13 protein-coding genes and 1 pseudogene are annotated in these 16,766 nt (G+C 28.5%); 4 read left to right on the top strand and 10 right to left on the bottom strand.

Translation table 11 applies throughout. From position 1 onward, the window contains the following. Positions 1–56 precede the first annotated feature (56 nt). From bhDAH_RS01680 to bhDAH_RS01710, 7 genes and pseudogenes are all read right to left on the bottom strand, one after another. Positions 57–842 (bottom strand): hypothetical protein, encoded by a 786-nt coding sequence (locus bhDAH_RS01680; RefSeq protein ID WP_012422110.1) that lies wholly within the window; start codon positions 840–842, stop codon positions 57–59. Continuing rightward, positions 835–2,292, bottom strand: coding sequence for an Asp-tRNA(Asn)/Glu-tRNA(Gln) amidotransferase subunit GatB (gene gatB / locus bhDAH_RS01685; RefSeq protein WP_012422111.1), 1,458 nt, complete (start codon positions 2,290–2,292; stop codon positions 835–837). Before gatB ends, bhDAH_RS01680 begins: the two co-directional genes overlap by 8 nt. After that, positions 2,282–3,726, bottom strand: a pseudogene (gatA, locus tag bhDAH_RS01690) (Asp-tRNA(Asn)/Glu-tRNA(Gln) amidotransferase subunit GatA). Before gatA ends, gatB begins: the two are co-directional and overlap by 11 nt. A gap of 11 nt (positions 3,727–3,737) precedes the next feature. Continuing rightward, positions 3,738–4,013, bottom strand: coding sequence for an Asp-tRNA(Asn)/Glu-tRNA(Gln) amidotransferase subunit GatC (gene gatC, locus bhDAH_RS01695; protein WP_012422113.1), 276 nt, complete (start codon positions 4,011–4,013; stop codon positions 3,738–3,740). A gap of 9 nt (positions 4,014–4,022) precedes the next feature. Further along, positions 4,023–6,116 carry an ATP-dependent helicase gene (locus tag bhDAH_RS01700; protein WP_012422114.1) on the bottom strand — a complete coding sequence of 698 codons (2,094 nt, stop codon included), beginning with the start codon at positions 6,114–6,116 and terminating at the stop codon, positions 4,023–4,025. After that, the gene (locus bhDAH_RS01705; protein ID WP_012422115.1) at positions 6,116–7,315 is read right to left on the bottom strand and encodes a helix-turn-helix domain-containing protein; all 1,200 of its coding nucleotides are present in this window, start codon (positions 7,313–7,315) and stop codon (positions 6,116–6,118) included. Before bhDAH_RS01705 ends, bhDAH_RS01700 begins: the two co-directional genes overlap by 1 nt. A gap of 11 nt (positions 7,316–7,326) precedes the next feature. Next, on the bottom strand, positions 7,327–7,983 hold the full coding sequence (locus tag bhDAH_RS01710) for a LolA family protein (protein WP_012422116.1): 657 nt from the start codon (positions 7,981–7,983) through the stop codon (positions 7,327–7,329). A gap of 162 nt (positions 7,984–8,145) precedes the next feature. Between bhDAH_RS01710 and bhDAH_RS01715 the strand changes: the two genes are divergently transcribed. From bhDAH_RS01715 to amrB, 3 genes are all read left to right on the top strand, one after another. Then, complete coding sequence (locus bhDAH_RS01715) at positions 8,146–9,561, top strand: NFACT RNA binding domain-containing protein (protein WP_012422117.1); 1,416 nt, start codon at positions 8,146–8,148, stop codon at positions 9,559–9,561. A gap of 102 nt (positions 9,562–9,663) precedes the next feature. Then, complete coding sequence (pyk, locus tag bhDAH_RS01720) at positions 9,664–11,097, top strand: pyruvate kinase (RefSeq protein ID WP_012422118.1); 1,434 nt, start codon at positions 9,664–9,666, stop codon at positions 11,095–11,097. Between the two features lie 17 nt (positions 11,098–11,114). Next, entirely contained in the window at positions 11,115–11,855 is a 741-nt protein-coding gene (amrB, locus tag bhDAH_RS01725) for an AmmeMemoRadiSam system protein B (protein WP_012422119.1), read from the top strand. A 19-nt stretch (positions 11,856–11,874) separates the two neighbouring features. Here amrB and rpmB read toward each other — a convergent pair whose 3' ends face one another. Both rpmB and bhDAH_RS01735 read right to left on the bottom strand, forming a co-directional pair. Next, positions 11,875–12,153, bottom strand: a complete 279-nt coding sequence (rpmB, locus tag bhDAH_RS01730; protein ID WP_012422120.1) for a 50S ribosomal protein L28 — start codon at positions 12,151–12,153, stop codon at positions 11,875–11,877. Between the two features lie 10 nt (positions 12,154–12,163). Then, positions 12,164–13,723, bottom strand: a complete 1,560-nt coding sequence (locus tag bhDAH_RS01735) for a hypothetical protein (RefSeq protein ID WP_012422121.1) — start codon at positions 13,721–13,723, stop codon at positions 12,164–12,166. Between the two features lie 124 nt (positions 13,724–13,847). Here bhDAH_RS01735 and bhDAH_RS01740 point away from each other — a divergent pair, with 124 nt between their 5' ends. Further along, entirely contained in the window at positions 13,848–14,963 is a 1,116-nt protein-coding gene (locus bhDAH_RS01740) for a hypothetical protein (protein ID WP_012422122.1), read from the top strand. Positions 14,964–14,966: 3 nt separating this feature from the next. On the opposite strand, the gene bhDAH_RS01745 is transcribed toward bhDAH_RS01740, so the two are convergent. Beyond that, positions 14,967–16,760 carry a hypothetical protein gene (locus tag bhDAH_RS01745; protein WP_043924428.1) on the bottom strand — a complete coding sequence of 598 codons (1,794 nt, stop codon included), beginning with the start codon at positions 16,758–16,760 and terminating at the stop codon, positions 14,967–14,969. Positions 16,761–16,766 lie beyond the last annotated feature (6 nt).

Genomic DNA, 16,766 nt, shown 5'->3' on the forward strand with positions numbered 1-16,766 from the left:
ATATTCTACAAAGTTATACTTTTTCATTGTATTATTTGTAAGTTAACCTGTCAATACTAACAGCCAAATTTATCCTGTAGTCTAAGAGCAACCTTTCGAAATCCATCTAAATCTCCTTTAGAAAACTTTAAAGGAATAAGCGAAGGAATATCAAAACTAGGACTAATTAAATAGCCATTTTTTAAATACTCATTAAAAACTTCATTATGATGCTCAGATTTATAAATAGGAAACATATATCTACCAATTAGCTTAAACATAGGCGTAGCAAAAATATCAAAATTAATTTTAGAACTCTTTTCATAAGACAAAATCTTAGCAAGCATATGCCTAGCAACAGCTAAAGTTAAAGCATCAAGAGGATCTCTAAATTCTATTTTTCTAGATAAATTATCTACTATAGCAATGCTGATAGACATGCATCCAGGCATTGGAATATCGACAAGCATAGGATACCTAAAATTATTAAATCCAGCTCTAAACTCATATATGCCCAGTTGTTCTTCCCAAGGCTTACTAAAACAATGCTGGCCTGTTAAAGATAATAAAAACTCTCTAGCATCCCTTTCAAACTTAAAAATACATACAAATCCTGCTTCTTTAAAAAAAGAAAAAAGAATATTTTCAAATTGTTTCCTAAATACTGAAGGATACGAAGCCGTCAGACCCCTTGAAAAAGTTTGCTTAAGAATAAGATTTAAACCTTGAACCCTATGTCCTAAAAAATTTAATCCCCCATTCAAGTATAAATCTAAATACCTATTACCCCTAATATCATAAAGGTAAAAAAATCTTGCCCTTTTAATTATTGGAAAACAACTAAGCAAAGACTTACTACACATCCCTTAATTTATTCATTAAAATTTCATTTGCAAAGGCAGGATTAACCCTACCAGAAGTTTTAAGCATAATTTGACCCATCATAAACTTAATTGCATGACTCTTACCCTTTTTATAAAGTTCAATTGATTTAGGATTTTCATTTAAAACTTCAAGCACAACTGATTCAATAAAAGATTTATCACTTATCTGCTCTAGATTTTTTTCATTAATAATGATAGCAGGGGAAACGTTTCTCTTAAGCATTTCTAAAAATATTTCTTTTGCGATCTTGCCACTCACCTTACCACTAACAATAAATTCAACAAGTTCACTAATATATGATGGCGGTAAATTAAAATCAAGTATACTTATTTCTCTATCATTTAGTACACTTAATACTTCAGATAATATCCAATTTGAAACTCTCTTGGGATCACTTGAAGTCATTGCTGCCTCTTCAAAATATTTAACCAAGTTTTTATCAGAAGTTAAAGTCACAACATCAAAATTACTAAGGCCATATTGCTCTTTTAACCTAATTCTTGTATCCAAAGGCAACTCCACCATTTTATTAGACTTTATGCTTTCAATATAAACATCATCAAGTTTGATCAAAGGCAAATCGGGATCCTTTATATAACGATAATCAGCCACAGTTTCTTTGCTCCTTTGAAACACTGTAATCCCCCTTTTATCATCAAAACCCATTGTATGCTTACCTATACTTTCAAAAGTTTTTCTATGTAAAATCCATTCTTCTTTTTGTCTTGATTCTTCATAATCAATTGCCAACTTTATTGATTTAAAAGAATTTAAATTCTTTATCTCAGAAATGGGAGTTTTATACTCAACATCATTCTCATTGATAAGTAAATTAACATTAACATCGCAACGGAATGACCCGTTTTCCATGCTACAATCAGATAAATCAAGATATCTAAAAATTTCTCTTAAAGAATTCAGATAAGCTACAGCTTCTTCTCCGCTATTAATATCTGGTTCTGAGACAATTTCTAGCAATGGCGCACCTGCACGATTAAAATCAATATAACTTCGATTTTCACTTTCAAGCAAATGCAAGCTCTTGCCAGAATCTTCTTCCATATGTATCCTAACAATATTAATCTTTTTTAAACCTGAGGAAGTTTCAATAAAAATAAATCCATTATTACAAATTGGTGCATCATTTTGAGATATTTGATATCCCTTAGGTAAATCGGGATAAACATAATGCTTTCTATCAAACTTAACAATATTTCTAATTTTAGAATTAGTAGCATGCCCAGCCAAAATTGCACTATTAATAAGTTCCTTATTTACGCTAGGTAATGCTCCAGGAAGTCCAAGACATGTCGGACAAGTACGAGAATTTGGAATTCCCCCAAAATCATTCTTACACCCACAAAAAGCTTTGGTTTTTAATCCTAATTGTACATGAACTTCTAAACCAACAAGTAATCTATATTCCATTTAATCTAATTCCTCTATTACATTTTTTGCAAAATTTAAAAGCTCAAAATCTCTCTTAACTTGACCAATTATTTGCATACCAATAGGTAATCCTCTATAATCTTGAGCAAAGGGAATAGAGAGTGCAGGGGCTCCAACAAGATTAGCAATTACAGTACACAAATCAGAATAATACATTTTCATAGGATCATCAAAATTTTCACCGATTTTAAAAGGTTTTACAAAGCTTGTAGGCGTAATAATATATGAACAATTATTAAAAATTTCACTGAATTTCGGAACTAATACATTTTCAATAATTTTACAAGCTTTTGCATAATACTGCAAATCATAACCTTCTGACAACAAGTAATTACCAAGCACAATACGCCTTTTAACTTCTTCTTTTAAAAATAAACTCCTATGCTTATAATAAAAATCATTAAGACTTAATTCATCATTTAATCTTTTGCCATAATGAAGACAAGTATAACGAGCAAGATTAGATGCAGCTTCAACTGGAGATACTGAATAGTAAAGAGAGAGTATGCAATTAACCACCTCTATTGAAACCTCATGTATTTCAACTCCTCTGTTTAAAAGCCCAGATTTAAATTTAGAAAACTCACGGGCAATCTCTGGTTCCATCAAATCCTCACTGAGTTCTTTAATTACAGCCAATTTGGTGCCTGCTAAAGGATTACTCAACAATGGATAAGGTTCTTGAATAATATCTATGCTAGTAGCATCCATCTTATCAATTCCACAAGTATATTTTAATATCAAAGCCACATCATCAATAGAATTAGCAAAAAATCCTATTTGATCAAGAGATGACGCATATGATGCAAGCCCATAACGAGACAAACCTCCATAAGAAGGCTTAAACCCAATTAAACCTGAAAAAGAAGCAGGAAGCCTAACAGACCCTCCGGTATCGCTACCAAGTGCAAAAGGAGCTTGATTATCAGCAACAACGGCTCCAGAACCGCCAGAACTACCACCCACAACATATTCTTTATTTAAAGGATTAAGCGTAACACCATAATAAGAAAATTCACAAGATGAACCCATTGCAAACTCATCCATATTAGTTCTACCAATTAAAATTGCACCGTTATCTTTTAATCTCTTAATAACAGTCGCATCATAAGGAGAAATATATCCTTGCAAAAGTTCAGATGCACAAGTTAATCCCTTATTTTTAACTGAAATATTATCCTTAACAGCAATAGGCATACCAATTAAAGGCAAATCTTGTCCTTCACCTCTACTTAAAAGTTCATCATATTCTTTTGCCAATTCTAATGCATCATCAAAAAACTCAATATATCCATTAATATCTTTATTTGCTTCATAAAGCTCCTTATAAAAGAGCACAATATCATAAATCTTACACTTCCGAGTTAATATTAATTCCCTAATCTTTATTAAACTTAAACCCCTGAAATCCAACTCAATACTCCCTATTCAAGTACTTTGGGTGATGAAAAGTAACCATCCACAAATACATTGCTAAAATTTTTAATAGATTCAATCGTCAAAGAAGGTAAAACCTCATCGTTCCTTAAATCAGAAAAGTCGCATGTTTTTTTTTGAATTACATCTTTTATCTCAAATTCAGAAATCTTATTTAACATGCCAACAATTTTCTCAAATTTTACGACAAATTTCAGTTCTTCACTCTTACTGAATCTTAATAAACTCAACTTCAAACTATCTTCTAAATGAATGTCTCTCAAATTTTACCTCTAAATCTTAGAAAGTCCCTTAATATGACTTGGGCTTAAAATAGCTTTCTTACCATTCCTTAAATTAATCTTAATAAATGACTCACCGTTCTGATACCACTTATCAACAATTAATCCATGCTCACCATTATAAGTTATATAATCTCCAATATTAAAGCTTTTATTACCACTTTTTGAAAAAAAATATTTGAAATTATCTTTTAAATATTCTGGAACAAAAACAATATCATAATTATCTTTGTTAATATCTTGAAAAAAGACCGACATAGCTGTATTTCTTAGCATTCCTCCAAAAAATCTCTGCAAATTAATTGTAACAATAAGTTCAAATTTAGCTCTAGTAATAGCAACATAAAAAAGCCTTCTTTCCTCCTCTATCCGCTCCTCAGTCAATTCCTCAATCTCAGCAGGCAACAATCCCTTCTCAAGACCAGATATTATAACTCTATCAAACTCAAGTCCCTTAACCCCATGAATTGAAGAGAGTAATACACTAGACTTAGAATCTCCATGAATTAAAGGTGAAAGGGATGAATTTTCCAGAAATATTACAAGTCCCTCGAAACTGCCTGAGTATTCAACTCCACTACTAATAAGTTCATCAATATTTTTAAATTTGTCGTCCTTATCAAATTTTTGATAAAAATCCCAAAATCCAGCTCTAATTGCAACATCTTTAATAAATTCAGATAAATTTATATAAACATCTCTTCGTATATTTTTCTCTAGATCATCATACAAACTTAAAAAAGCAACAAGAGAATCTCTTGCTTTGCCCTTCAGATTCTCAACAGCTCTTTTACTTGCAAGAATTAAATCAAAATTGACATCGCGATCATTTAGCATTGCAATTATTTTATCCGTAGTAGTCTTACCAATTCCCCTAGCAGGTTTATTTATTACTCTTAAGAAAGAAATTTTATCTTTTTTATTTACAAAAAGCCTTAAAAGAGAAATTACATCTTTAATTTCCCCTCTCTCATAAAATCTAATTGAACCTAATATTTTGTGTGGAATATTATGTTTTAAAAAAGCCTTCTCAAACTGCAAGGATTGGTAATTAAATCTATAAAGAACTGCTGTCTCAAGTTCGTCTTCAAGAAGGAAGTTAGAAAAATATTCAGCCTCCTCTGCAGGACTTCGAAAGACAAAAAATTTTATCTTCTTGCCCATCTTATTTTCTGTAAATATTACTTTTTCATATCGATTTCTATTCTTTGAAATAACATCATTTGAAACATTAACAATGCTTAAACTGGAACGATAATTTTGTACCAAGTAATATTTAGACACATTATTAAATACTTTTTCAAATTCAAGAATATTTTCAACTCTAGCACCTCTAAAAGAATAGATAGACTGATCCTCATCTCCTACCACCATAAAATGCATATTTTCACAATAAAGCTCTTTTAAAAACAAAAACTGTGCATAATTAGTATCTTGATATTCATCTACAAAAATAGCCTTAAATTTTCTCTGCACTCTCATCTTTATATCTTCACAATTTCTTAACATCAAAACGGTCTTAAGAATAAGATCAGCAAAATCCAAAGCATTATTTCTAGATTTTTCTTGTTCATAAAACTCAATATCAGCGTAACTTTTCTCATCAAGATCACAATAATTATTTAAAAAGCAATTTTCTTTATACTTAAGTATGAAAGATGCAACATGCTTTGCAAGTTCAATGGTTGACGCAAGTCCAATTTGCTTAACAAACCTAACAACATCATTAGTATCCCAAATTGTAAAATTTGAATCATAATTCTTATCAAATTCTTTAAAATAAAGTCTTAAAAGCCAAGCACCAAAAGAATGAAAAGTTTGGATATGTAAAGCCTTATTCAAATTAAAAAGATAATTTAGTCTAAAATTCATCTCATTTGCTGCTTTATTTGTAAATGTTAAAGCAAGAATCTCTTCTGGTCTTAATTTCATTTCCTTTATTAAGTGCGTGATTTTAGCTGTTATAACCCTTGTTTTACCACTACCTGGACCTGCCAAAACAAGAATGGGATTTTTAGTATCATCTAAGACAATTTGTTTCTGAGTAGAATTTAAACTAAAGAGAAATTTTTCTATTCTGTCCATTAATAAACTTCAGAAACTTTAAGATCAAAACCCCCAGGGGTTTTTAACCAAAAAAATTGAACTGCCATTATTTCTCTTTTATAATTTCTTAAAATAGAAGTAATATCCTTACCTTGAAGAACAATATTAACATCAGAGAGTCTTGATAAAAACAGGATCAAAGATCTTTTGAAATTTAAACCAAGAGGAACCCCCTTAGATACAAACAAAGATTTACCATAAAGATTATCATCATCAGCATATCTTAAAAACGTATCGTTCAAAAACCTAATAACTAAATCAATGTTGGAAATATCTTGAGAAGAATATACAGTAGGATATTCATTAATCACTCTACTCTTAGGACCATTAACTTCAAATCCCCAATTTAAAACATTAAATCTACTAGAAAGATTAGTTTCAAGCACATATTCAACATTGAACATAAAAGATTCCAAGCTCACATGGGCTTTTCGAACCTTACCTTGAGAACAATTATCATACACAATCTTAACTTTGATATTATCATTCAAATCTATTTCACGAGATTTGCCTAAGCTAAAAACATATCGTCCATTTTGAAAATCATTTGTAATAACTAAATCATCATTAACAAAAGAAACTTTGTACTTTGCAATAGAATTGCCATGAACTAAAGATAAAAAATCACCATCTCCAAGTGCAACGTTCCAAAAACTTTCCTTATCAAAAAAAACTTCATGCATTTCTGGGGCTCGCCTTGTAGCATGATTTACTTTAAAAATTCTTCCTAAGAATTGTTTAAATCCACTGAAATTCGAAATTAAAAGTATTAGTAATATAGCACTCATTACTCCTACCAATATTTTAATCACCCTAGAAAAATCTATCTTTAAAATATCGAAATACTTACTCCCAAGCCTACCTTCATTCACAAAATTTGAATTGCCATTTTGATCATCAGTCTTAATTCCAATATAACTACTATTAAGTCTTCTCTTATATTCCTTAAAAAGAGATGAGACATACCAAATATCAACTCCTAAATACTCGCTGTAAGTTCTTAAGAATCCTACAGCTAAAACCTCATTTGGAAATGATTCAATATTAGAATCTTCAAGTGCTTTAAGATATTTAACAGAAATCCTAATATCATCAGATATCATCTCAAGAGTTAAACCCTTATCAATCCGAGTCTTCTTTAAAAAATCTCCAAATCTAATGAAATTATTTCTTTCCATCTATTAACACCTCAAGTTTTTTTAACATCATATAAAAAATTATCCACCTTATTTGAAGTTTTTGGCAGATCATATTTAAATCTACTATCAGGAATCCCAACATTAAACTTCACAGATAAAAAATCAATAATTATTTCTCGACCACCACCTGTTGGATAAGCAATAACTCGCCTAATTGCACCACTTTGTGTAAAAGCAATCATAAAGGAATCAATCGTAGCAGCACCCCTATAAAGCCGCCTTGAAAAAGTCAATTTTATAAAATTCTCTGTACTCCCCCCTCCCCCAGATTCGTCAAGAGGTTCTAAATTGGGAGAATTAGTATAAGAGACACTATACTCAGTACTTAAAATATTCATAAAACCACTTCCTGCCTTTCCCATAGTCAACTGTTGTCTAAAAGAAGTACCAAGAGATGGAACATAAACGGTTAAAACCTCTCCATCACTTACAAAAACCTGATTATTTGAATCTAAATTAACAATAAATTTATCGGGAAATTTATATAACAAAGTTCCCGTTTGCTTCAATCCTTTTATATTAAGACTAATCTTAGCCTGAATATCTTCTACATTTTGGTATTTCAAATAAACATTCTCAAAATACTGATTGGCAGATACTTGAGCAAAAATCAAACAAGGAAACAAAATTAATATTATTTTCTTCATTATAAAAACTCGTATATTACTAAGCTAAATTTAATAACAAATACATTGCACGATCTACGTCTAATATCAATAGTACAACTTGTTATGATAAGCTATTATTTATAATATACCATTTTGCAAACTAATAATAAACATATTTAGCAAAAGATCAAAGGAAACAAAATGTCATTAAACTACAACGAAATAAACGTTTTACTTCAAGAATTGCCGTTTAAAAATTCATTTTTAAGAAAAATCAAACAACCTAACCACAAAACTTTGGTTATGGAACTTTATAATAAAGAAATAAATGAAAAAAATTTTAATGTATTAATTGCACTAGAGCCAAAAAAAACGAGAATTCACAAAACAAACAAGAAATTTGCAAATATTAAACCTTCTTTAAGATTTTTTGAATTTTTAAAATCCAAAGTTCAAAATGGTAAAATATCTGAAGCATATCAAATAAAAAATGAAAGAATAATTTTAATTAAAGTGCTTAAAGACAAAATAACAATCTTTATTTTCATAAAATTATGGCCATCATCTCCTAACATAATTGTAACAGATGCAAATTTTAAAATCCTTGATGCATATTATAGAAGACCAAACTCAAAAGAAATTACAGGTGAAATATTCACAAAAGTCAAAGAAATTATTGAAAATAATGATATAACTGACAAAAATGAGGTTAATCTCAAAGATGGATACAACAATGAACTATCTTACTCCGAATTTATTGAAAATTACTATGATGATTTAGAAATAAAAGAGACTCAAGCACAAAACATAGAGCTACTTAAGAAAAAATATGAAAAAGAAAAAATAAATTTAGAAAAAAAAATAAGCTTTCTAGAGAAACAAATAAAATCAATTGAAACAATCGGGGCTCAAAGAGAAAAGGGTGAGCTGATCTTATTAAACATTAATAAAATAAAAAAAGGAATGGATACAATTATTTTAAAAAATCACAATGGAGAACAAATTAAAATAATGCTAGATAAAGCATTACTCCCTCAAGATAATGCTTTAAAATACTTTAAAGAATACAAAAAGAATAAAAATGCTTTAAAAATTATACAAGAACAATTAGAACATGCAAAAACACAATACGATGCATTAATATTAAATACAACTTGCATAGACTCGCAAAACTGTATTACGCTGGCAAATGAAAGAATCAAAAAACAAAAAATCATACAAAAACCATCTATTGGTCTTAATTTCATATCTTATGGATTTGAAATTGTTGTGGGCAGAAATGCAAAAGAAAACGATGAACTTTTAAGAAGCTGGGCAAAGGGAAATGATTACTGGTTACATACAAGAGACTATCCTGGTGCTTACGTATTTATTAGGAATAAAAAAGACAAAACACCTCCTCTTGAAGTCCTGATAGATGCTGGCAACTTATGTGTGTTTTATACAAAACCTGCAAGACAATCGGGTGAAGCTGATCTTTACTATACTAATGTTAAACATTTAAGAAGAATTAAAGGGGGCAAAAAAGGACTTGTAATACCTAATAGGGAAAAAAACTTAAATATTAAACTAGATCCCAAAATATTAAACAAGCTAAAACAAAATTTAAGTTCATGATATATGATAATTTAATCTTAAAATGAAATGACAAGTTCTTAAAAAAATATTGTTATTGGTGATTAAAAAGCATAAAATTTAAATACTGTAGGAGAAAAATAAATGATACAAAAATTAACAAAAATAGTAGCAACAATATCTGACCTCAGATGTGATCCAGAACATATAAAAGAGTTATATGAAGCAGGGGTAAATGTAATAAGACTTAACACTGCACATCAATCTCATGACGATGCAATAAAAGTAATAAACAATGTTAGGCAAGTTTCAAATAAAATAGCATTAATGATTGATACAAAAGGACCAGAAGTTAGAACAGCCAATATTGAAAATCCCATTACTGTGAAGATAGGAGACAAAATAATAATCTCAACATCACCTATCAATGAATCTAATTCATTGCAAACCAACTATGAGGGCTTTGTAAATGAAGTTCCAAATGGATCAAAAATCCTTATTGATGATGGCGAACTTGAAATGATTGTCATCGAAAAACTCGCAGACAGATTAATCTGTGAAGTTAAAAATGATGGTCATATCAAAAACAAAAAATCAATCAATACACCAGGAATTCCACTTAAACTACAATCTGTCACTGAAAAGGATAAGGGATTTATTGAACTTGCCGCAAAACAAAATATTGATTTTATTGCCCACTCATTTGTAAGACATGCAAAAGACATTCAAGACGTTAAAGATATATTAAATACTGCTGGAAATCCAGATGTCAAAATTATTGCCAAGGTTGAAAATCAAGAAGGAATTGATAATATTGAAGAGATTGCAAAGGCTTCTTATGGGATTATGGTTGCAAGGGGCGATATGGGAGTCGAAATACCTGCTGAAGATGTTCCTTTGGCACAAATTAAAATAACAAAAACCTGCATTAAATATGGAATACCCGTAATTACCGCAACACAAATGCTGCACACAATGATTGAAAATCCAAGACCTACAAGAGCAGAGGTTTCCGATGTTGCTAATGCAATTCTAAATGGCACAGATGCCATAATGTTATCTGGTGAGACAGCTTATGGCAAATACCCACTCGAAGCTGTTAAGATGATGACTAAAATTGCTATAGAGGTTGAAAAATATAGAGAAAAAACACTATTTAAAGATGAAATTTTCTGCAGCAAAAAGATCATAAGAAACTATATTATTAAATGTGCAATTGATGCAACCAAGATAATGCCTGTTAAAGCTATTATTGTTGATTCACTTAAGGGAAGAACCGCAAGAATAATGGCAACATACAGAGCAAGTGTACCTCTATTTATTACAACAAATAATGAAAGGATAGCAAGGGAATTATCACTTTCTTACGGTGTTTATTCTAATCTTGTCGATCATAACTTCAAGGGAACAACTGAATTCGTAGTAACTTCTCTTGAAATGCTGAAAACACAAGGCATAGTTAAAGATTCAGATATTGTAGTAATTATCTCTGGAAATCCAAACAGAGCTACCAACAAAGGTACAGAATTTATGGAAATAAATACAGTAGAAGACGCAATTAAGGAACGAAACCTATAAAGAAAATAAGAAACAGTTTGGTTGATAATATATTTTATTCAACTAATACTTGCAACCCAGAATTATTTAATCTAAATAAAAGAAAAACTCATAAAGCACTTCTAACTAGCTATGGTGCCTATGAGTTTTTCTTAAGCAATATTAATTTATTTCAAAAGGTCATAGCACATAATACAAAAAATGTGTTTATATTCTCACAAACAAAAGAAAATTCACAGATTAATATTTCAGATCATAAATCTTGGAAATTCTTTAATAAAATAATTGATGTCAATTTAGATATAATAAATCTAATAAAAAACTTTGAATTTACAAGTATAGAAAATAAAATAATAGAAAATGACCATAAGATTGAAATTGTATTAAATTTTATTAAAGATATAACACAAGATATAAAAATTATTCCTATTATTTTAGGTAAACTTAAAAATCAAACTCTAAGAGAATTTAGTACATTTTTAAAACCATTTACAACAAAGAAAGAAAATTCTTTTATATTTCTCTCTCACTTTATCTCACGCTCTACAAACTTAAATAAAGCCATTCAACTGGCAACAACATTAAAGGAACTCTTAAATAGGCCTAATTTAAATCCATCAACTCTATTAGAATATTATAATGCGCGCAAAATATTACCTGAAAACATAGATGCAATCATCTTAATTTGCAAGCTTTTCCAAAAATTTGAATTTACAAACCACAATATTGTTAACAACAACAATGAACATTCAATAATAGAAAACGTATTAATAAACTAAAATTGACAAAACACAATTTTTAAATAAAATCTTCTATCTTTTTACAATTTTTCTTCAAAAAAACGCTAAGACCTACCTTTGAAATACTTCTTAGAGCACTTGCAGAAATCTTAATATTAACACTTTTCCCAAGCTCAGGAATAAAAAATTTCTTATTTATTAAATTTACTTTAAAAGTTCTTTTGGTCTTAACGCCAATGTGTTGTCCTGCTCCACCCTTTTTTTTAGCAAGTCCCTTTCTTGGAACATTATTTCCAAACATTGTTCTTTTGCCTGTTATTTCACATTCTCTTCCCATCTAAAATCTCCTAAACTGTACTTTTCTTCTCCAAATATAAATCCATCAACTTCAAAAACAAATTTAAACTATCAACTACATTTTTAATTATATTACCAAAGTTTACATTATTGCCATAACTTTTAACAAGATCAATATCAAGCTCTTTCCAATTATAAACAAGCTCCTTTTCTGAAGAAGGTTTCACATAATCTTCTAAACAATCATTCAAACGTCGTCTCAAAGAACTAACTTTTGAATAATACTCATTCAATATGACTAAAGCCTTTTTATTAATATCTGCTATTATACTTAAGAGCAATTTTTCTGATGACTTATCTCCAACAGAAGCTCTGTGCAAAAGAGCATTTACTCTATTCCCATAAGTACCCTGTTCGCCAAGATTATTATCAAAATCAATAAGATTGGAATAAGTGCCAACTAAAGAATGAATGTCATTAGAAATATCTCTAGAAACCTCCATATCCTTCCACTGTCCCTTAATAATAAGGATATTAATAATATCGCTTAGATCTTTTTTCACAAAATTAACTGCATGGGTTTTTAAATAACCTAAAAGATCAGAGTAAACATATCCGGTAGTATTTACAATATTAGACGTAATCTTAGTATTCATACATTCATTATAATTATCTAAACTTACAAGAGTAATTCCATGAAATAATTTCTCTGCTAAAAGTTTAGATTTGCTATTCTTTTGGAAAATCTCAATTTTTGCTATCTCATTTGAAACATGTTTAGAGAGATCATTAAAAAACACTTTTGCCTTTATTTTTGACTTTTTGACACCAGATATAGGTAAATAATCAGGATCACCGCTAACATATTTTATAAGATATAAAATTTCTTTAGTTTTATTTATCTCAATTATAGAAGTTAGTGTCTTAAGCCAAACATTTGGTTTAAGAGGAAAATTATCCCTATCTCCATATACCTCTAAAAGAATATCGTAAAGATTTCTCCAAATAGAAATATCTCTAATAGAATATATACACTCTAAAAAATCTTTAATATCATCAAGAATTACACCACAACTAACAGCACTAAATCTTGGCTTATATACAAAATCACCTTCTGGAAATAAACTATCAAAATTTTTAATAATTGAATAATACTGAAACGAAACCAAATCAAAAAAGATATCCAAAGCTCCGCAAGTTTCATCTATCAGCCTGATTTGTTCCTGAGTTATATTTTTCAACAAATAATTCAAATTATTATCCAAATTCTTAGGTATATCAGGTGTAAAATTGACTACATCATTAGCTGAGAAAGACCAAATATATTCCAAAGCTTGTCTTTGGCTATCACTTAAATACTTTTCAACAACAAAGTGAATTATTTTATTTGAAGATCGATATCTTTGTACAAAAAACTTGAAAGGAATAAAAGTTTTATAAAGATTATAAATAAATTTAGCGAACTGGGGTAAAGCCTGAATTTTTGAAGCATTAAAAAAACTGCTAACCTTACTTAGATTATTTTTGACTTCCCTAAGTCTTCTTTGCTTCACTTGCTCAGGGGTAAGCTCTCTGCTAAAGATAGAAACCAAAAAATCAACTAAACCCAAACTAGCTACTCTCCTTTCAGAATAAAATCTTAAGTTCTCAAAGAAACATATAAAATTACAAAATAACTATAAGAATTATACATAATTTATTGTAAAATGGAAGGGAATAGAACAAATAATTTTTATGTGCATAAAGAATCCAATTTTAATCATAGTTTTTACTTTAATTTTTAGTTGCTCAAAAAATGATACCATAACTATATTAACTGACAACAAAATTATTCCATTTTACATAAATCAATTCAATATCCAAAATAAAGCAAGTTTTATCATTAAATACAAAGAACATATCAACATACAAACGGCTAATGAAGAGAATGCGCAAGTAATTATCTCAAAAAATATAGACAATATAAATATAACCAAAAATTTTAAAAATATTAAAAAATACTATTATTCAGACTATCCAATATTAAATAATATATCTGAAAAGTTTGCACACAAAATTGTTCCCTTAAGCTTTGATGTTCCAATCTTAATATACAAAAATGAATATAATATACAAAAATATATTGATATACAAAATATTAAAGAAATACACAAAAGCTTTCAAAAAGAGAAAAAAATTTTTATCTCTCCATACATCTCTGAAAATTTATTTTACACCCTATCTGAAATTAATGACATAAACTTTTACTTTGGAAACAACAAACCAGAATATGATGATACAAAAATGTCGGACATGATAAATCATTTCAAATCTTTCATAGATACAAATGCACTTGTATTACACAAAAACTTCGCAGAAAAATATAAATATTTAGATTTAGAGAAAATATTACTTCAAAAAAAAACCATTTTAATTGCAGGATTAACTAACTTAACATATTACAATAGCTTAAATAAAGATACCAGGGACAAAATCAATTTTTCATATCTAACAAATAAGGGGAAAAAAACATCGGTATGCAACATAAACTTTATGGGAGTTAAAGAAATATCAAAACCTATAGAGAAATTCATTCAATGGATACTAAACCAAGAAATACAAAAATCCCTAATTAAATTTAAAGATAAAACAAAATTCAATGAACATTTTGGATTTGCAAATGGATTTACACCCTATAAAAGCTTAAACTTAAAATTAAAACACATAATAAAAGAAATACCTTCATTTATTATAGACGAAAATTACATAAACAAAGAGTCGTATATACTCAATAAAAAACAAATAGAAAAAGAAAATCACATGCTCAATGAATTATTTTTGTCTCATATAAACAACACAGAGCCTAAGTAAAGGTCATACTTCTTTATAAGTAACTCGCATTACATGTAATACAATAAAAAATAAGATAGAAAAAATCAGAATAAAAGATACATATATGTTAACGAATAATTGAATAAAGAGTGCTATTAAAATCAACAATAAATAATTTATAAAAAGCGAAATGATACCTGAAAAAATAGCTATTATCAAAGATATAAGAAATACCATAAATTTTGAATCAAATTCAAAATTTGCCCTAGAAGCTACAGCAATAAATAAAACACCTAAAAAAACTAATAAAATAGGACTCATCATTAAAAAAAGACTTGAAGAGAATACACTTATTAGTCTTAGGTTAAACATTCCAACTTGATTAAAAGCACTTAGAAGAACTTGAATGGGCAGAAAAACACCACCCTTACCAGAATTTGCAAATAAACGTAAATTATTAACATTCTTATTAATATCAATGATATTTGTATTACTTAAGTCAAAATCTGTAAGCGATACAATAATCTTAGTGGCAGTAATGTCACTATTTTCATTTTTCTTGTCTAAAACATTTTGATAAACTCGATTACCCTTAAGAGTAGCAAATGGTACTTTAATATGTAATATAACATTACCTGAGCCATTAAATCTAATAAGCTCAAAATTTTTAATCATTTTTATATAAGAAGAAACGGTATTTACAACCTTTTGCATATAAATATAATCATATGTTTCATTACTAGAATTGGGTTGAAATAAAAATACATCATTTATGCCATAATGTTCATAATACTTTTCAATCTCATCAAAAAAGAAATACTCATCCTTAAGCTTTTCCAAAGATTTATTCTTATAACTTAAGATCTCACTATCATTTGGAAATAAATTATGAAGCTTTAAAAAGCCATAATAAGCAGGTTTAAATTTTTCTGTATTGAGATATAAAAAATTTTTTTGTTTTTCTTCAAAGACTGAAGACTTCTTTTCGCTCTCGATATTTTTATATTCATTAATGGCCTTAAAAGTTAAGTCTAAGAGTGCCGAGAATTCATCATCTTTAGTAGAAACAAATCCCACGTAAGCAAAATAATTAGCCGTAGAATAATCACCTTTATCAATGAATCCATTAACAATATCTTGAAAATCTTTCTTAGTCAGATTTTTAATCAAATACATTTTAACAGTCTTTCTAACCTTTTCCAAATCAACATCATAGATAGGCATTCTATCATATTCAGACCTAGCCAAATAATAATTAATTGAAAGTTCATCGTTATCAGAAATAAGTCTCATCTTTTCATACATTCTAAGCAACTCTTCAAGGTATTTTTTTTTCTGCTTCAAAACCTCTATTAACTCATTTACATCTAAGGTCTTATTTGAAAATAAATTCATATCTATGCTTTTAAGCTCATTAACTATCGTATTTGTCTGACCTGCAAGAAGATTATACCTCTCATAGTTATAATTATATTCACTTCTTTGAGCAAGAATATAAGACATAATAGAGTTAAAAATAAACATAAAAATAAGGCCTATTACAAAAAACAGAAACATGAATGGATAGAGTTTTTTAAATAAATATCCTTTATATTCCCTTAGATAAAGTCGTGTTTCATGTTTAGCTAAAAAAATAAAATAAACTAAAACAAAAAAAATGAAAAATCCATTAAAATAATGATAAACGCTTAAAACAGTATCAAAAAATGTGGCTATTAATGTATGTTTTTCTAAATAATTTGCCCCAAAGAAATATGTGTAACAAAAAATAAGACCAATAAATAAAAATAAAAAAATAAAAAAATTACTTAAAAATGTATACAATTCTCTTTTCATATCTAA

Source organism: Borrelia hermsii DAH, assembly GCF_023035675.1.
GTDB classification, from domain to species: domain Bacteria; phylum Spirochaetota; class Spirochaetia; order Borreliales; family Borreliaceae; genus Borrelia; species Borrelia hermsii.